Origin of the sequence: Pseudomonas lini, from assembly GCF_001042905.1 — a bacterium.
GTDB classification, from domain to species: Bacteria; Pseudomonadota; Gammaproteobacteria; order Pseudomonadales; family Pseudomonadaceae; genus Aquipseudomonas; species Aquipseudomonas lini.
Genome location: NZ_JYLB01000004.1, coordinates 165660 through 182739 on the forward strand (window position 1 = coordinate 165660; position 17080 = coordinate 182739).

14 protein-coding genes are annotated in these 17080 nt (G+C 58.2%); 3 read left to right on the forward strand and 11 right to left on the reverse strand.

Annotated elements, in window-relative coordinates:
• Positions 1 to 167: 167 nt before the first annotated feature.
• From TU81_RS13065 to TU81_RS13105, 9 genes are all read right to left on the reverse strand, one after another.
• Positions 168 to 638 carry a hypothetical protein gene (locus TU81_RS13065; RefSeq protein ID WP_048395498.1) on the reverse strand — a complete coding sequence of 157 codons (471 nt, stop codon included), beginning with the start codon at positions 636 to 638 and terminating at the stop codon, positions 168 to 170.
• 163 nt (positions 639 to 801) lie between these two features.
• Positions 802 to 1443 (reverse strand): lysoplasmalogenase, encoded by a 642-nt coding sequence (locus TU81_RS13070; RefSeq protein ID WP_048395500.1) that lies wholly within the window; start codon positions 1441 to 1443, stop codon positions 802 to 804.
• A 2-nt stretch (positions 1444 to 1445) separates the two neighbouring features.
• Positions 1446 to 1838 carry a protease inhibitor I42 family protein gene (locus TU81_RS13075; protein ID WP_038981782.1) on the reverse strand — a complete coding sequence of 131 codons (393 nt, stop codon included), beginning with the start codon at positions 1836 to 1838 and terminating at the stop codon, positions 1446 to 1448.
• 218 nt (positions 1839 to 2056) lie between these two features.
• The gene (gene lon, locus TU81_RS13080; protein ID WP_038981784.1) at positions 2057 to 4474 is read right to left on the reverse strand and encodes an endopeptidase La; all 2418 of its coding nucleotides are present in this window, start codon (positions 4472 to 4474) and stop codon (positions 2057 to 2059) included.
• A 320-nt stretch (positions 4475 to 4794) separates the two neighbouring features.
• Complete coding sequence (locus tag TU81_RS13085) at positions 4795 to 5157, reverse strand: DUF6124 family protein (RefSeq protein ID WP_048395502.1); 363 nt, start codon at positions 5155 to 5157, stop codon at positions 4795 to 4797.
• A gap of 330 nt (positions 5158 to 5487) precedes the next feature.
• A complete protein-coding gene (locus TU81_RS13090) occupies positions 5488 to 7896 on the reverse strand; it encodes a glucose/quinate/shikimate family membrane-bound PQQ-dependent dehydrogenase (protein ID WP_048395504.1) in 2409 nt (802 codons plus the stop codon).
• 214 nt (positions 7897 to 8110) lie between these two features.
• Positions 8111 to 9493 (reverse strand): carbohydrate porin, encoded by a 1383-nt coding sequence (locus TU81_RS13095; protein ID WP_048395506.1) that lies wholly within the window; start codon positions 9491 to 9493, stop codon positions 8111 to 8113.
• A 242-nt stretch (positions 9494 to 9735) separates the two neighbouring features.
• Positions 9736 to 10974, reverse strand: coding sequence for a serine hydroxymethyltransferase (glyA, locus tag TU81_RS13100; RefSeq protein WP_038981791.1), 1239 nt, complete (start codon positions 10972 to 10974; stop codon positions 9736 to 9738).
• Positions 10975 to 11077: 103 nt separating this feature from the next.
• Positions 11078 to 12283 (reverse strand): benzoate/H(+) symporter BenE family transporter, encoded by a 1206-nt coding sequence (locus TU81_RS13105; RefSeq protein ID WP_038981792.1) that lies wholly within the window; start codon positions 12281 to 12283, stop codon positions 11078 to 11080.
• Between the two features lie 348 nt (positions 12284 to 12631).
• On the opposite strand from TU81_RS13105, the gene TU81_RS13110 reads away from it, so the two are divergent.
• From TU81_RS13110 to TU81_RS13120, 3 genes are all read left to right on the forward strand, one after another.
• Positions 12632 to 14020, forward strand: a complete 1389-nt coding sequence (locus TU81_RS13110; RefSeq protein ID WP_038981794.1) for an aminotransferase-like domain-containing protein — start codon at positions 12632 to 12634, stop codon at positions 14018 to 14020.
• Between the two features lie 161 nt (positions 14021 to 14181).
• Positions 14182 to 14412: a VF530 family protein gene (locus TU81_RS13115; RefSeq protein WP_038981795.1), complete on the forward strand. Its 231-nt coding sequence runs from the start codon at positions 14182 to 14184 to the stop codon at positions 14410 to 14412.
• Positions 14413 to 14414: 2 nt separating this feature from the next.
• Complete coding sequence (locus TU81_RS13120) at positions 14415 to 15086, forward strand: Pr6Pr family membrane protein (RefSeq protein ID WP_038981797.1); 672 nt, start codon at positions 14415 to 14417, stop codon at positions 15084 to 15086.
• A gap of 128 nt (positions 15087 to 15214) precedes the next feature.
• Here the strand turns inward: TU81_RS13120 and TU81_RS13125 are convergent, their stop codons facing one another.
• A complete protein-coding gene (locus tag TU81_RS13125) occupies positions 15215 to 16000 on the reverse strand; it encodes a siderophore-interacting protein (RefSeq protein WP_048395508.1) in 786 nt (261 codons plus the stop codon).
• Positions 15993 to 16571: a PadR family transcriptional regulator gene (locus TU81_RS13130; RefSeq protein ID WP_038981800.1), complete on the reverse strand. Its 579-nt coding sequence runs from the start codon at positions 16569 to 16571 to the stop codon at positions 15993 to 15995. Before TU81_RS13130 ends, TU81_RS13125 begins: the two co-directional genes overlap by 8 nt.
• Between the last annotated feature and the right edge of the window lie 509 nt (positions 16572 to 17080).

Sequence of the window (17080 nt, forward strand, 5' to 3'; positions counted from 1 at the left end):
AATTGACGGGGGGATGCGCGGGTTGTCTGATAAAGCGTGGGGAAAGTCCAGCGAGGCTTCTGAGCAGCGAAGGTAAGGGAGCAGATGTAGAGAAGACACTAAATGATGAATGATTGAATGGCTAAGCCCGGTAGCCGAGACTTCGCCATTCATGGTTTAGAGTGTGATTACAGTGCTTTCATTAACACGATATAGGTAGATTGACCCTTGATCTGGAGTTCTTCGTTACTTTCGTTTAGGCCTTTAAATTCAAAGCCGATTTGATAATGCAGTTTTTTATCACTGTTTTCGATTGCTTCTACGGTGTAAGATCCAGTTGTCGCATGAAATTCTACATATTCACTACGGCCTGGGCGACTGGCTGTTTCAAAATAGTACGCAACGATTTCTTGATTGTTGTAAGTGCCGGATTGAATGTTTTTATCGAATTTCAGTACCAAGCCCTTTTTATTTGTGCGCGAGTAGTCTTGTGTGTTTGCACGAGTGGCAAATACGATCGAGCTACTGTTAGGGTCGGCTTCGAACTCAATGATTTGGCTTTCAAGTTTCACACGTTTGGAAACAGTGGCCAGTGTTTCAGCACTGACAGTGATAATCGGATCAGCAGCGCCACGTTTTTTGCTTGTAAAAAAACTCATAATGTCCTTCCTTGCGTTAGATGTGTGGTTGTGTAAAGCCACATAAATAATAAGTTTGCGAGTGAAGGGGGGGTACTGTCAGATCTGATAGTTTTATATGACCTTTCGCTATGTAGGATGTATTGGTTATGTTGCTGCGGATGCGAAATTTTCAGAATCGGGTTTAATCGGTTGGCATTTTTTTCGAAAACGCCGACGCCGCAATCCCCCACTGCCCCAGCCAGTAGCTAAGAATGATCACGTAAGGCGCGGCATGGAATGGCATCACAAATCGGTTAATGCCAATCACACTGTCAGAAAACACAAACGCCACCGCGCCCGCCGCCGCCAACAGCGCCGAGCGTTTGGGCACCTCAGTGCCGAGGCGGGCCAGGGCGCGCCAGAGCATGGCGCTGATGGCCAGCCCATAGACGATCACCGGGATCAGCAGCGGTCCCAAGCCATTGGAAATCAGAATCCCCAGCAGCACCGCGCCCACGCTCAACGCGAGGATCAACGGCAACAGCGCCAGATGCCGGCAATCGCTCAAATAAGCCTTCAGATATGCCAAATGCGCGACCAGAAACGCACCGAGCCCAAACACAAACAAATCCCCCGGCCATGCCAGCAACACATCGCCGATCAGGGAGAAAATCAAACCCAGGCTGATCCAGCGCCGATAGTCACTGGGCGGCGCGTCGTGCAGCCAGCCGAGCAGGGCCAGCACCGGCATCGGTTTGACCAGCAAGCATAGCAACGCGGCATGCACGCTCAGGCCATACAGAAAGGTCACCGCGCCCATCAGCGCCAGAATCAGCCAACCCACGATCAGTTAACCGCGATGGCGCAGTCGAAGGTTTTTACCGCCGGTACTTCCGGTGCCCACGGCTGTGAATACGTCAGCCGCAAGCGGCCAGTACCGGTGGCAAAGGCTTGGAAGCGCCAGGTCGAAAGGCCGGCACTGCCGACGACACCGGCGTCTTCCGGGTTGCTGTAAACCTCGGGGCTGAGCCCGCGCAACACGCCACCGGCCGAATCCTGAATCGTCCAGCGGTAACCCGTGGTCGGGTTGCTGGGCAGGGTCAGGATCAGGTTTTGCCCGTTATGCAGCTTCGCCGGGCATTCGCTTTGTTTTTCCACGGTCACGTTCTGTTTCGATTGCGTGGCGCAAGCGCTCAGCAGGGCGAGGGCGAGGGGGATCAACAGGCGGGTGGGGGACATAAGATCAGTGGCTCCGGCATTCACGACGAACGGCGAGCATAACTGAAGATGAGACAAAGTGTGACAGCCAGACCGGGATGGTGTCGTCAGTGCCGCCGTCATCGCGGGCAAGCCCGCTCCCACAGGGTTTTGTGGTGAACACAAGATTTGTGAACACCCCGGACCACTGTGGGAGCGGGCTTGCCCGCGATGGCGGCGGTGCAGGCGCTACATGACTATCAGAACAATATCTTCGCCACATCCGCAAAGCGCTTGGCGAAGTGCACGGTAATCCCTTCCTTCAGATAATCCGGCAACTCTTCAAAGCTTCCACGGTTTGGTTCCGGCAGAATCAACTCGAAAATCTTCTGCCGACGCGCCGCGATGACTTTCTCTCGCACCCCGCCAATCGGCAGTACATGCCCGGTCAGCGTCAGTTCACCGGTCATGGCCACGCCTTTTTTCGGCGACTGGTTGCGGGCGAGCGAGAGCAGGGCGCTGGCCATGGTCACGCCGGCGCTCGGGCCGTCTTTCGGCGTGGCGCCTTCCGGTACGTGGAGGTGGACGAAGGCTTCGTCGAAGAACGTCGGATCGCCGCCAAATTGCTTCAGATTGGAGCTGACGTAGCTGTAGGCAATTTCTGCCGACTCCTTCATCACTTCTCCCAATTGCCCGGTGAGTTTGAAGCCACGGTTGAGGGTGTGAATACGGGTTGCTTCGATCGGCAGGGTCGCGCCGCCCATGCTGGTCCAGGCCAGCCCGGTGATCACACCGATGCCGGACAATACTTGCTCATTGCGGAATACCGGTCGGCCGAGTGAGGCTTCCAGGTCTTTCGGGCCGAGTTTGATTACTGCTTTCGGCTCGTCAAGCAGCTTCATCACGGCCTTGCGCACCAGTTTGCCGAGGTTTTTTTCCAGCTGCCGCACCCCGGCTTCACGGGCGTAGCCGTCGATCAAGGCTTTCAATGCGTTGTCGCTGATGCTCAGGCTGCCCTTGGACACGCCAGCTTTCTCAAGCTGCTTCGGCCACAGGTGACGCTTGGCGATCGCGACTTTCTCTTCGGTGATATAGCCCGACAGACGAATCACTTCCATCCGGTCCAGCAACGGGCCGGGAATCGAATCCAGGGTGTTGGCGGTGCAGACGAACAGCACTTTCGACAGGTCCAGACGCAAATCCAGGTAATGGTCGAGGAATTCGACGTTCTGTTCCGGGTCGAGGGTTTCCAGCAGCGCCGAGGCGGGGTCGCCCTGGTAGCTCTGGCCCATTTTGTCGATCTCGTCGAGCATGATCACCGGGTTCATCACTTCGACGTCTTTCAACGCGTGGACGAGTTTGCCCGGTTGCGCGCCGATGTAAGTGCGGCGATGGCCCTTGATCTCGGCTTCGTCGCGCATGCCGCCAACGCTGAAGCGATAGAACGGCCGGCCCAGGGTTTCGGCGATGGATTTACCGACACTGGTCTTGCCCACGCCCGGCGGGCCCACCAGCAACACGATGGAGCCGCTGATCTCGCCTTTATAGGCACCGACCGCGAGGAATTCGAGGATGCGGTCCTTGATGTCATCGAGGCCGGCATGGTGTTTGTCCAGCACCTTGCGCGCGTGTTTGAGGTCGAGTTTGTCCTCGCCATACACGCCCCACGGTACCGAAGTCGCCCAGTCGAGGTAGTTGCGGGTCACCGCGTATTCCGGTGAGCCGGTCTCGAGGATCGACAGCTTGTTCATTTCCTCTTCGATGCGTTTCTGCGCCTGAGGCGGCAACACCTTGCCCGTCAGACGTTGCTCGAACTGCTCGATGTCGGCGCTGCGGTCATCCTTGGTCAGGCCCAGCTCTTGCTGGATGACCTTGAGCTGTTCCTTGAGGAAGAACTCGCGCTGATGCTCGCCGATCTTGCGGTTAACTTCGGCGGAGATTTCTTTCTGCAGGCGCGCGACTTCGACTTCCTTGCGCAGCATCGGCAGGACTTTTTCCATGCGCTTGAGCATCGGCACGCAGTCGAGCACTTCTTGCAGCTCACTGCCCGTGGCCGAGGTCAGCGCGGCGGCGAAGTCGGTCAGCGGCGACGGGTCGTTGGGGCTGAAGCGGTTGAGGTAGTTCTTCAGCTCTTCGCTGTACAGGGGGTTGAGCGGCAGCAGTTCCTTGATCGCATTGATCAGCGCCATGCCGTAGGCCTTGACCTCGTCGGTCGGCTCGGTGGGCTGGTGCGGGTATTCGACTTCCACCAGATACGGCGGGCGATGGTGTTTGAGCCAGGTTTTGATACGCACCCGGGTCAGGCCCTGGGCGACGAATTGCAGTTTGCCGTTTTCGCGACTGGCGTGGTGGACTTTGACCAGGGTGCCGTATTCCGGCAGGGCTTTGGTATCGAAGTGGCGCGGGTCTTCCTGGGGAGCGTCCATGAAGAACAGGGCCAGGGAGTGATGATCGGATTGGCTGACCAGTTCGAGGGTTTCGGCCCACGGCTCTTCGTTGACGATCACCGGCAGTACTTGCGCCGGGAAGAAGGGCCGGTTGTGGATCGGGATGATGTAGACCTTGTCCGGCAGGTTCTGGCCAGGCAGGGCGAGGCCTTTGCCGGTGGAGTGGTGTTCGACGTTGTCTGTTTCGGCGTATTCGCTCGTGTCTTCGGGGAATTCTTGCTGGTCGGTCATGGGGCACCTGCGCAATAGGGTATGGGTCTTAGATGGGGCAGGTGGGGGGTGGTTTCAATGGGCCTGGATATTTCAGCTTGTGTGTTCAGGGTTTTGACAGGTCTTGGCGGCCTGACAGCCGACCAATCTCTTTCAGACATACGCCGACCCACTTGTAGGAGCGAGGCTTGCCCGCGAAGGCGGCCTGATAGCCGACCAATCTCTTGCAGATGTACCCGGTTCAACTGTGGGAGCGAGCCTGCTCGCGATGGCGGCGTGTCAGGCGACATCAATGTTGAATGTCAGGCCGTCTTCGCGGGCAAGCCTCGCTCCTACAGGGACTAGCTGTGTGGCGCAGTTTTTGGGATGGCAACGTTATCCAGCATCCGGTTCACCGCCAGTTCGGCCAGCATGACGATCTGTTGAATCGCCATCGCCGTGTGCCGGTGCGGCCCTTCCAGATACCCTGCAAAATCACTCGCCATCACACTGGCCTGGGCCAACGATTCACAGGTGTGGGCCAGCAGGTCTTCGTCTTTGATATCCGGCGCGATCATATACATCGTGCTCGGCTTGCGGGCCACGGGGGCTTTGAGGGCGGATGGGTTGAGGTAGTGATCGAGCGCGCGGTTAGCGGCTTCGTGGAATTTCTTTGAATCGTTGGATTCGTAGGGCGAAACGTTGTCGGTTTCTGGTGTAGACATGGCGATGCTCCAAATAGGAAATGGAAAAGCACCAAGTAAAAATTCAGGCCGCGACGCCCGATCGCTGATTTGCAGCAACTCCCAAAGCCTATCCACCCCACTTCCGAGCGACAACCGTCAAAACATGTCGGAAAGTTCTCAAAAATTCACCACGTCTGTAGGAGCTGCCGAAGGCTGCGATCTTTTGATCTTCCGGCGTCTTCAAGAACACAAGATCAAAAGATCGCAGCCTTCGGCAGCTCCTACAGGGGATGGGTGACCTGAAACAATCGAGCACAAAAAAGGCGACCCCCTCTCAGGAGTCGCCTTTCGTTTTACTGCCGCTACCGCTTATTCCGACAGTTTGTACGCAATCACATAGTCACCTTGCTTGGTGCCTAGCGATCCGTGACCGCCAGCAACAACGAGCACGTATTGCTTGCCGTCTTTGCCGGTGTAGGTCATCGGTGTGGTTTGCGCGCCGGCTGGCAGGCGACCTTCCCACAGTTGCTTGCCGTTTTTCACGTCGTAGGCGCGCAGGTACTGGTCGAGGGTGCCGCTCAGGAAGGCCACGCCACTGGCAGTGGTGAAGGCCCCGCCCAGGCTCGGTACGCCCATGCTCAGAGGGATCGGAACCGGCGAGCTGTCGCGCACGGTGCCGTTCTTGTGCATCCAGATGGTTTTGTTGGTGGTCAAATCGACCGCCGCCACGTAACCCCAGGCTGGTGCCTGGCAAGGCAGGCCCATTGGCGACAGCAGGGCTTCGAGGATCACGCCGTAAGGCGCGCCTTTGTTGGGCTGCACGCCTTCGGTTTCGCTGACGCGAGGGCCTTGTTTGGCGATTTCGGCGGCCGGGATCAGTTTCGATTTGAACGCCATGTAGCTCGGGTTCACGAACGCAATCTGACGCACCGGGTCAACCGAGATGCCGCCCCAGTCGAACACGCCGAAGTTACCGGGATAAACGAGCGAGCCTTGCAGCGACGGCGGGGTGAACATGCCGTCGTAACGCAGGGATTTGAAGTCGATCCGGCAGAGCATCTGATCGAACGGGGTCACGCCCCACATGTCGCGTTCCTTGAGGGTCGGCGGCACGAAGTTCAGGTCGGACATCGGTTGGGTCGGCGAAGTGTGGTCGCCTTCCACTGCGCCTTGCGGCACCGGGATTTCCTTGATCGGCACGATCGGCTGACCATTGCTGCGGTCCAGTACGTAGATGCTGCCTTGCTTGGTGGACGCGAGCACCGCCGGTTTCACACCGTCTGCGGTTTTCAGGTCCATCAGGGTTGGCTGGCCACCGACGTCCATGTCCCACAGGTCATGGTGGGTGAACTGGAAGTGCCAGCGCACCTTGCCGGTGGCGATGTCCAGCGCGGTCAGGCCGGCGGCGTGCAGTTCCGATTCAGGGGTGCGCGCGCCACCGAACTGGTCCGGGGTCTGGTTGCCCATCGGCAGGTAAATCATGCCGAGTTTTTCGTCGACGCTGAAGATGGACCACATGTTCGGCGAGTTGCGGGTGTAGACCTTGCCTTCGGCAATCGGCGTGGTGTCGTCCGGGTTGCCGCTGTCCCAGTTCCATACCAGTTTGCCGGTGTGCACGTCGAACGCACGGATGACACCGCTTGGCTCGTCGATGGAAACGTTGTCGGTGACGTGGCCGCCAATCACCACCAGGTCTTTGGTGACCGCCGGTGGCGAAGTGGAGTAATAACCGCCGGCGGTGAATTCACCGATGTTAGTCGTCAGGTCAACCTGGCCACCGTTGCCGAAGTCTTCGCACATTTTGCCGGTGTCGGCGTTCAGGGCGATCAGACGAGTGTCGGCGGTCGGCAGGAAGATCCGGCGCGGGCAGACGCTGGTCACTGGCGCGTTGGCAGTGCCGGTAGGGCTCTGCTCGGACGCGTAGGCGGCGTCATCGTGATAGGTCACGCCACGGCAGGTCATGTGTGCCCAACCCTTGAAGTTCGCCGCGTTTTGCGTGGAGAGCTTCGGATCGAAACGCCAGAGTTCCTTGCCGGTGTCCGGGTCCAGCGCGATCACCTGGCTGTGCGGCGTGCAGACATAAAGCATGCCGTTGGCTTTGAGCGGGGTGTTTTCGGCGGTGGTTTCGCCCGGGTCGTTCGGGCCAGGCAGGTCGCCGGTGCGGTAGGTCCAGGCGGGCACCAGTTTGCTGACGTTCTGCGGCGTGATCTGCGCCAGTGGCGAGTAGCGATCGCCATGGGCGCTGCGGCCGTAGGAGTTCCAGTCGCCATCGGGCATGGCCGGGGCAGTGTTGGTCATGCCAGGCACGGCGTCGCGATCCAGTTCGCCTTTGATTTCACCGGGGTTGGTGAACAGGCTGGCCAGCGCGGCGATACCGGCGATGACCACGGCAGCGCTCAGCACGCCGGTGCCGACCGGGTTGAATTCGCCGGTACGCAATGGGCGACGAAACCATGGCAGCAGCATGACGATACCAAGGGCAAAGAGCAGCGCCAGACGTGGCACCAGTTGCCACCAGTCCAGACCGACTTCCCACAGTGCCCAGACCGTACTGGCGAACAGCACCACCGCGTACAGGCTCAGCGCCGCATAACGGTCGGCAAGCAGCAGCCCCCCGGTCAGCATCAGGCCGATACCGGCCAGCAGGTAATACAGCGAGCCGCCGAGCATGCTCAGCTTGATCCCCCCGGCCAGCAAGGCCAGGCCCATTAGTAGAAGCACGATACCGAGCAGGCTCGGCAGCAGACGGCTTCGACTGAAAGCACCATCAGCGCTCATAGTGTGGTTCTCCGTGACGTTTTAAGTAGTCCCGCGCAAGTTCACTGTAGATGACGATCTTGTGCGGGCAGGGTTCAGTTAAGAAAGGTGTGCGGTTAATGCAATCCCTGTGGGAGCTGGCTTGCCTGCGATGACGGTGTGTCAGTTGGCAAAGGTGTCGGCTGACACACCGCCATCGCAGGCAAGCCAGCTCCCACAGGTCTTGTGGTTTTAATTAGAAAGACGACTGGATCTTGATCCCGCCAATCAGCGCGTCATCGACCTTGTCCACGCCACCGGGGTGGCGGATGTATTGCAGGTTCGGGCGCACGGTCAGCCAGTTGGTGACGTGCACGCCGTAATAGAGTTCGGCGCTGTATTCGGTGTCTTGCGGCGGCAGGAACGATGGGTCGTCGTAGTCGAAGACTTCACGGGCCTGATTGGTGGCCTCGGCGTTCTTGCGGTAGGCCGGATTGACGTGCACACGGGCCAGGGCAAAACCGATATCGTCTCTGGCGCGAGCATCGAACAAGCCTTTGTAGACGACGCCGGCCTGGACATAGTTGTCGATGGCGTTGGTCTTTTTGTCGTGCATCGTGCCGTTAGCGAACACACTCAACCCGCGTGAGTTGTCACTGGCGCGGCTGGTCAACTGCTGCTGAATACCGAGCCACACGCCGTGCTTGCTCGATGCGCTGCGGTAAGCCTCGCCACTCAGGGCTGCCGGCTGACCATGGCTGTCCTTGTAGACATCGGTGGCCTTGGCATTGCTGTAGTAATAACTGGCACGGTATTCACCCGGCAGGCTATTGAGTTTTGGACTCCAGACCAGTTCCACCGGCAGGATCGCGCCCTGAGTGCCGCTGCCGCTGAGTTTGAAGCCGTTGTCGCGATCCAGATTGGACGGGTTTTGCTCGTAAGCGCCGACTTGCGCGTACAGTTCCGGCGTCAGGTGATATTTGACGCGCATCGCCCACTGGCTGACCGGCCAGTTGTACCAGATGTCGCCCACCCAGTTGCCGACCTGGGAGCCGCAGAACGCCAGGTTCTGGAAGTCGCAGGGGAAGCTGTTGAAGTCTTCGCCCTCGCCGAAGCGGCCGACTTTGATATCGAGCTTCTGATCGAAAAATTTCTGCTGATACCACATCTGCGTCAGGCGCCAGGTCTGGCCACGGCCCCAGACTTCCTGAGCCGAGGTGAAACCGCCGACCCGCGGATCGTTGATCCGGTCGTTGCTGATGTTGTTGCCGTTGCGCTCGGTGATGGTCAGCTGAACTTCAGCGTCGTCCCAGCCGAGAATCTTCTGCAAGTCCAGGTGGGTGCCAAAGCCGAACTGGTCGCTGTAGCGAGCAGTGCGGTCATGGTCGTAGCCGCCGTGCAGGTTGCTGCCCATTTCACCGGTGTAATCGACCTTGAAGTCGTAGCCTTTTTCCGAAAGTTCGGTGCGCGTGCCGTTCCAGTCGCCCAGCATCCACGGCGAATCGCTATCGAAGGCCGGTGCAGCCTGGGTGCAGGTGGCGAGGCTCAATGCGGTGAACCCACCGATCAGGTTCAGGGCTTTTCGACTGGCCACAGGGAGCAAGACAGCGCTGTCTCGCGGAGTATGAAAATCAGGCATAGAGAAGAAGTTCTTGGTCTTTTTTCTTAAAGGGGGGGGCTGAACACTGCGGGATGAAGCAGAGGAGAAGCGTTTCAGCAGGACGGGCGTAAGGATAATGTCCTGTAACACATAGAGAAAGGGCTTTTATTGACATGGATCATTTCGGATTTGGTAACAGTCGGCTGCGACCTGTCGCCGCAGTATCTGGCCGTGCAAAAAAAGGGCGGACTAAAGCGTCCGCCCCGCCTGTTTCAGTGCCGTCAAGTCAATAGATAGACCGGAAAGCATTCACACAAATGCATCACCCGTCGGCGGACTTTTTCCAGCAGTACCGCATTGGTCGGTTGCTCAAGCAGATCGGCAATCAGGTTGGCCACTTCGGCGCATTCGGCTTCACCGAAGCCCCGTGTGGTCAGGGCAGGTGTGCCAATGCGAATGCCGCTGGTGATCGCAGGTTTTTGCGGATCGTCGGGAATCGCGTTCTTGTTCAAGGTGATGTGGGCACTTTCCAACAACGCCTCGGCCTCTTTGCCGGTGATGTTCTTCGCGCGCAGATCGAGCAGGAACATGTGGCAGTCGGTGCCCCCTGACACCACCCGCAGGCCTCGCCGCGTAAGGATGTCCGCCATGATCCTGGCATTGTCGATGACGCGTTGCTGATAGTGCTTGAACTCATCACCGAGGGCTTCGTTGAACGCCACGGCCTTGGCGGCGATGACGTGCATCAGAGGCCCGCCCTGATAAACCGGGAATATCGTCTTGTCGAGCAGCGCCGCGTATTCGCGTTTGGCCAAAATCAGGCCACCCCGAGGCCCGCGCAGGGTTTTGTGCGTGGTCGAAGTGACGAAGTCGGCGATGCCAACCGGCGAGGGGTACAGGCCGGCTGCGACTAGCCCGGCGTAGTGCGCCATGTCGACCATCAGGTAGGCCCCGATTTCATCGCAGATGTTGCGAAAACGCTGGAAGTCGATGGTCCTGGAATACGCCGAGGCACCCGCAATGATCATCTTCGGTCGGTGTTCCCGGGCCAGGGCTTCCATCTGGGCGTAGTCGAGGGTTTCGCTGGATTTTTCCAGACCGTAAGTGTGCGCGGTGTAGAACTTGCCGGAGAAGTTCACCGAGGCGCCATGGGTCAGGTGCCCGCCATGGGCCAGGGACATGCCCAAGAGGGTGTCACCGGGGTTGAGCACCGCAAGAAACACCGCCTGATTGGCTTGCGAGCCAGAGTGCGGCTGGACGTTGGCGTAGTCGCATCCAAACAGTTTGCAGGCGCGTTCGATGGCGAGGCTTTCAATTTCGTCGACCACTTTACAACCACCGTAATAGCGCTTGCCCGGGTAGCCTTCGGCGTACTTGTTGGTCAGCACCGAACCCTGGGCTTCCAGCACTTCTTCGCTGACGTAGTTTTCCGAAGCGATCAGCTCCAGATGGGTTTCCTGACGGTTGCGTTCACTGCTGATCAGGCGGGCGATGACAGGGTCGAAATTGTGCAGGCTCATGGAGTCATTCCTTGGATAAGTGCTTCGGCCACGCAGGCTGGCGCGAGATGCGGTGATGCGTGTGACAGTCCGCCGCCGACCACAATGGAGTCGTAACGAACGATCATGGTCGACTGCCCTCGGTGACGGCGGTGGCTTTGCTTTGCCTGGTATAGGTCAGTACGAAATGCGCCACGAGTCCGAAGATCAGCCCCCAGAATGCAGCGGCCAGCCCCAGGAAACTCATGCCCGAGGCGGTGACCAGGAAGGTGATCAGCGCCGCTTCACGTTGCTTCTCGTCAGCCATGGCGCCGGTCAGCCCGGCGCTGATCGCCCCGAATAGGGCCAGGCCGGCGAGGGAGGCAATCAGCTCTTTGGGCAAGGCAGAAAACACCGAGGCCAGGGTCGCGCCGAAGGTGCCCATCAGAATGTAGAACACCGCGCAGGCGATCCCGGCGATGTAACGCTTGTCGCGATCTTCATGGGCTTCGCGGCCGGTGCAGATCGCGGCGGTGATGGCCGCGAGATTGAGACCATGGGAGCCGAATGGCGCCATCAAGATTGAACCGATGGCCGTGACCGAAATAATCGAGCGCGCCGGGGTGTTGTAGCCCGAGGTGCGCATCACCGCCATGCCCGGCACGTATTGCCCGGTCAGGGTGACCAGGGCCAGCGGCAGGCCGATATTGATGATCGCGTGCCAACTCCACTCAGGGGCAATGAAAATCGGGTGTGCGACATCGATGCTGATTGATCCGCTGTTGAGTTCACCGAACGAGGCCGCCACGGCGCAGCCGACAATCAATACCGACAGAATGGCGTAGCGCGGTGAAAAGCGTTTGAAGATCAGGTACGCCGCGATCATCGACAGCACCAGCGCCGGCTGCAGCTTGATCGAGGTGAAGAGTTCGGCGCCGAAACGAAACAGGATGCCGGCGAGCATGGCGGCGGCGATGGCTTTGGGCAGGCGGCTCATCAGTTTATCGAACGCGCCGGACAGGCCGATCACCGCGATAATCACCGAAGCCACCACATAGGCACCGATGGCTTGGGGCAGGGAGACCGTGGGCAACATCGACACCAGCAACGCTGCGCCCGGTGTCGACCAAGCCGTAATCACCGGAACCCGCAGACGCCAGCTCAACAACAGGCCGGTCACGCCGCTGCCGATGGAAATGGCCCAGATCCAGGACGACACTTGATCATCGGGCAGGTGCGCTTCCCGAGCCGCCTGAAACACGATGATCAGCGGGCCGGCATAGGAAATGATCACGGCAATGAGGCCTGCGATGATCGCTGATAGGGATAGATCCTTTCTGAGTGTGTCCATGATGTCTCGACTTGGCGTGGCTGGCACGTGGTGATTCAGGCGTGGGATTGAGTCGATTGATTCGATTCGAGATGAGTGTATTTGAATGAATTGAGTTGATTCAATAGCGCGAGAGGTTGTGAGGAAATGTTTTTTTGCTGGTCGTGTTTATAACATCAGCTTTTTTAAGCTAACTATTTGTCTGTTAAGGAAATAATATTCGTGTGAAAATTTTGTCCAAAAAGTGTTGCTCGATTCAATCGTCGCATCAATCGACTCAATTCGTCGATTGGGTCGATTTATAAGTTGCCTAACTTCCCTGTGATATGCTCGGATATTCATCATTTCTACGATGGGCAGCGATCATTCATGTGGGTTCCTCAGCTAAACGAGTTCGGCCAGCCGATGTATTTGTCGATTGCCGACGCGTTGGCGCGCGATATCAGCAATGGCGTGTTGAACGAAGGTGATCGTCTGCCGACCTTGCGGGAACTGGCCACCACGCTGAATGTCACGCCGGGTACCATCAGCCGGGCCTATAGTGAAGCCCAACGGCGGCGTCTGGTGCAGGGGGAAGTGGGGCGTGGCACTTATGTGCTCAACCAGAAGCAACTGGAGTTGCCGGCCAGCAACAATGCCGCCCCGCTGAATCTGGGGCAGTCCGAATTATTGGATCTTTCGATCATCAAGCCTTACAGCGAAACCCTGGAATACTGGTTGCGCGACGCATTGGTGGGCATGGCCAAGAGCACGGATTTTGCCCGTGCCCTCGATTACGCCCCCGATGGCGGGCATCCGGCTCATCGCGAGGCGGGTGCGCAATGGCTGCGCCATTCATTGCCCGATGCGCAATGGCAGCAAGTGGTGATCACCGCAGGCGCGCAGCATGGTTTGATGGTCGCGATGAGTGCGTTGACCAATGCCGGTGATCTGGTGCTCTGCGAGGCGCTTTGTTACCCCGGCATCATTTCCCTGGCCCATGGTCTGGAACGACGTCTGCGTGGCGTGCCAATGGACGATGAAGGCATCATTCCCGAAGCGCTGCGCGAACTGTGCCAACGTGAGAAACCGGCGATGCTGGTCTGTGTGGCGACCTGCCAGAACCCGACGGCCGCGATCATGTCGCAAAAGCGTCGGGCGCAAATCGCGGCGTTGGCCGAGGAGTTCGACTTCATCATCCTGGACGATGACATCTACGGTTTTCTGGCCACCGACCCATCGATCAAACCGCTGTCGGCGTTCGCGCCGGATCGTTCGGTGTACCTCACCAGCCTGTCGAAGTCGATCATGCCGGCCTTGCGGATCGGCTATCTCTATAGCCCGCCGAAACTGTTGTCGCGCCTGACCTCGATGGTGCGCAGCAGCGTCTGGATGCCGTCGCCGTTGACCGCCCAGTTGGCCAGCAACGTGATCACCGAGGGGTTGGATAAAAAGCTGATCCGTATTCAGCGCAACGAAGCCGCCGGGCGGCAGGCGATCGCTCAGGAAATATTCGCCAATTTCGAACTCAAGACTCAGCCGTACTCCTACCACATCTGGTTGACGCTGCCCGAGCCTTGGACCAGCGATGAATTCACCATGCTGGCCCGTGCCAATGGCGTGTTGGTCCTCAGTGGTACCCAGTTCCAGGCCGAACGTAGCGCAATGACCCGCTGCGTGCGTTTGGTATTGATGTCGCCCACCAGTCAGGACGAATTGAGATTTGCCCTGACCAAGCTGGCCAGCCTGATCGATTCGGACCCGCGACGTTACTACTGAGTCGACGGCGCTATCGCCTGACGTTTGTCCTCAGAGGCTGTCCAACTCGCCTACAGTTAATTCAGCCTATGACGAATGCCCTTGTCCGGGGCCCTTCCACTGCACGAAGGCCTCCGCTAAGGTGCGCGGCTTCCAATCCTTTCATCGCTCGAAGGCCCGGCATGACCGAACAGAACCCCAACCCGCTGCATGGCGTGACGCTGGAACAGATCCTCAACGCCCTGGTTGAACACTACGAATGGTCGGGGCTGGCCGAGCGTATCGACATCCGCTGCTTCAAGAGTGACCCGAGCATCAAGTCGAGCCTGACATTCCTGCGTAAAACCCCATGGGCGCGGGAGAAGGTCGAACGCCTGTATGTGAAGCTGATGCGCACCAAGCGCCCGGTCTGAGCATGGTCATACCCTCGACGCCAGGTTCTGCCGCGAGGCGTCGTTGTGTTGCCGTGGCTGCGGTTTTGGGCTGGACGGGCTTAACCATTCAGCTGTACCTGATTCTTTACTTACGCTGGACTGTCGCGGCCAGTCTGCTGGGCGGGCTGGTGAGTTTTTTCAGTTTTTTCACTGTGCTGACCAATACGCTGGTGGCGGTGGTGCTGACCTGCGAACTGACGTCCCGAGAGTCGGCGGCGCGGCGCTGGTTTTTGCAGCCATGGGTGAGCAGTGGGATTGCGGTGAGCATCGCTGTGGTCGGTGTGGCGTACAGCCTGCTGTTGCGCCATTTGTGGCATCCCGAAGGCTGGCAATGGCTGGCTGATGAGCTGATGCATGACGTCATGCCATTGTTGTTTCTGGCTTATTGGTGGTGCTGCGTGCCCAAAGGTACGTTGCGCCTGCGGCATATTGCGTTGTGGGTGATCTACCCGCTGGGGTACTTCGGCTATGCGTTATGGCGCGGGCATCTGCTGGCGGTTTATCCCTATCCGTTCATTGATGTCGACAAGCTGGGTTATCCACAGGTGTTCATCAATGCCGGCGGGTTATTGGTGGGGTTTGTGGTGATTGCGCTGCTGGTGATTGGATTGGATCGGTGGAAGGGGCGACTTGGCACAGGCTTGGACCGGTAGCGAGTCTGAAATAGCTTTCGCGAGCAAGCCCGCCCCCACATTTGATCTCCGGTGGACACATTTTTTGTGTGCAACTCGATTCAGTGTGGGAGCGGGCTTGCTCGCGAAGGGGCCCGAGAGAGAGACGGTTATTCCTCGTCGCTGTCCTCCAGACGCCAATAGCCAACGGCTTTTACGAACTGCTCGTCCAGCCCGTGCTCATCAAGCAATACCCGACGGATCTGCCGCGACACCTTGGACTCCGTCGCCACCCACGCATACAGACTGCCACCGGGCACCTTGATGTGCTGCACGGTGGTCAGCAGGTTATTTTTGCCACCTTCACGCAGCACCCAGATCAAATCGATCTGCGCGGCGCTTTCCAGGCGTTGCTGTTCCTTGCCGTTTTCCACTTCCACAATCACCAGCGCACGGCGGTTGGCTGCAAGGCCTTCCAGGCGGCGGGCGATGGCGGGCAGGGCGGTCTCGTCGCCGATCAACAGATAGCTGTCGAAGATGTCCGGCACGATCATCGAACCCCGTGGCCCGCCGATGTGCAGGAACTGCCCGGGTTTGGCCTGCTCGGCCCAGGTCGCGGCAGGGCCATCGCCGTGCAATACGAAATCGATGTCCAGCTCAAGTGAATCCAGATCGTAGCGGCGCGGGGTGTAGTCGCGCATGGCCGGCATTGGTCCGTTGTCCTTGCCAGCACCGAGCACCAGTGTTTCCAGTGCGGCCTGTTCTGCGGCGTTCTGTGGGAACAGCAGTTTGACGTGATCGTCGGTGCCGAGACTGACGAAGCCCGCAAATTCAGCCCCGCCCAAGGTAATTCGGCGCATCCGCGGAGTCAGGTCGACCACCCGCAATACTTCCAGACGACGGCGTTTGATCTCGTGCATGACGCGGTGAATGGTTTGCGCGATCACTTCAGTCATTCGCTTTCTCCTGGGCAGCTTGAACGGCGGGGCCGTCGACAATGGCTTTGGCGGTGTTGTTGAGCAGGGTGGCCACGCGATGGATTTCCTCCGGGCTCCAGCGACCATGGTGCATATGCAAGGCATGGCGCAGGTTGTGTACCGCTTCGTGAATTTCGGCCGGGCGATCATGGCCGCGCAGCGAACGCTTGCTGACTTCGATACGCATGCGTACGCCGTCCAGGGCAATCGCTTGTTCACTTAAAGACAGACGTCCGGCGTCGGTGATGCTGTAGCGTTTTTTTCCCCCCTCGGCGTCGCCCTGGATCATTTCACTCTCTTCCAGAAACGTCAGGGTCGGATAAATCACGCCGGGGCTGGGACTGTAAGCCCCGTCGAACATGCCTTCGATCTGGCGGATCAAGTCGTAACCATGGCAGGGCTGTTCGGCGATCAGCGCCAGCAGCAGTAATTTGAGATCGCCGGGGGCGAATACTCGAGGCCCGCGACCACCGCGTTCGCGGGCGGGGCGTTTTTCAAAACCGTCGCGACCGTCGCCGTGTTCGCGGTGGGGGGAATGATGGTCTCTCATTTTTTCCTTCTCTTGTCGTGTTTAGATACAACTTAAGATATATCTTATCAACAGGGCAAGACCTTCTGACCAACGGCAGATCCGAGGTTCGCGACTGGTCGTCGCGACTAAAGCGCCAAAATCCTAAAAAAAGTAGTCATTAGTGCAGGTGAAAACGCAGAAATTAGTGTTAAGTCTCTAATATCATGTTTTCGTCTATTGTTTATGGGGAGTGTGGTATTAGTCTTACAGAAGTTACTTTTTTAGAAACTTAACCTACAGTGCAGGGAAACGCTGCTTGTAGTCTCTCTCTTACATCCATACATCAATTTTATAGTTATTTCCGGTTTTTTCTTTCTAGGGTCGTAGCACTTCAGCTACGCATTTGCAGGAATTTGCCTGCTTACTTTCCAGATAAATTGATCGATCATCTCTCGGCGTTGAAAGTTCAGCTGGGCAAATAGCTGCTCGTGACAGTTTTACTCAGTATGAGCTTTCAGCACTTCATCCTTTTAAAAAAACAGGTACTG

Bases quoted from the DNA above. Each gene is read 5' to 3' on its own strand.
- TU81_RS13115 (WP_038981795.1), top strand. From the start codon at position 14,182: ATGACCGAACAGAACCCCAACCCGCTGCATGGCGTGACGCTGGAACAG.
- TU81_RS13075 (WP_038981782.1), bottom strand. From the start codon at position 1,838: ATGTCCCCCACCCGCCTGTTGATCCCCCTCGCCCTCGCCCTGCTGAGC.
- TU81_RS13090 (WP_048395504.1), bottom strand. From the start codon at position 7,896: ATGAGCGCTGATGGTGCTTTCAGTCGAAGCCGTCTGCTGCCGAGCCTG.
- TU81_RS13105 (WP_038981792.1), bottom strand. From the start codon at position 12,283: ATGGACACACTCAGAAAGGATCTATCCCTATCAGCGATCATCGCAGGC.
- TU81_RS13085 (WP_048395502.1), bottom strand. From the start codon at position 5,157: ATGTCTACACCAGAAACCGACAACGTTTCGCCCTACGAATCCAACGAT.
- TU81_RS13065 (WP_048395498.1), bottom strand. From the start codon at position 638: ATGAGTTTTTTTACAAGCAAAAAACGTGGCGCTGCTGATCCGATTATC.
- TU81_RS13095 (WP_048395506.1), bottom strand. From the start codon at position 9,493: ATGCCTGATTTTCATACTCCGCGAGACAGCGCTGTCTTGCTCCCTGTG.
- TU81_RS13130 (WP_038981800.1), bottom strand. From the start codon at position 16,571: ATGAGAGACCATCATTCCCCCCACCGCGAACACGGCGACGGTCGCGAC.
- glyA (WP_038981791.1), bottom strand. From the start codon at position 10,974: ATGAGCCTGCACAATTTCGACCCTGTCATCGCCCGCCTGATCAGCAGT.
- TU81_RS13120 (WP_038981797.1), top strand. From the start codon at position 14,415: ATGGTCATACCCTCGACGCCAGGTTCTGCCGCGAGGCGTCGTTGTGTT.
- TU81_RS13110 (WP_038981794.1), top strand. From the start codon at position 12,632: ATGTGGGTTCCTCAGCTAAACGAGTTCGGCCAGCCGATGTATTTGTCG.
- TU81_RS13125 (WP_048395508.1), bottom strand. From the start codon at position 16,000: ATGACTGAAGTGATCGCGCAAACCATTCACCGCGTCATGCACGAGATC.
- lon (WP_038981784.1), bottom strand. From the start codon at position 4,474: ATGACCGACCAGCAAGAATTCCCCGAAGACACGAGCGAATACGCCGAA.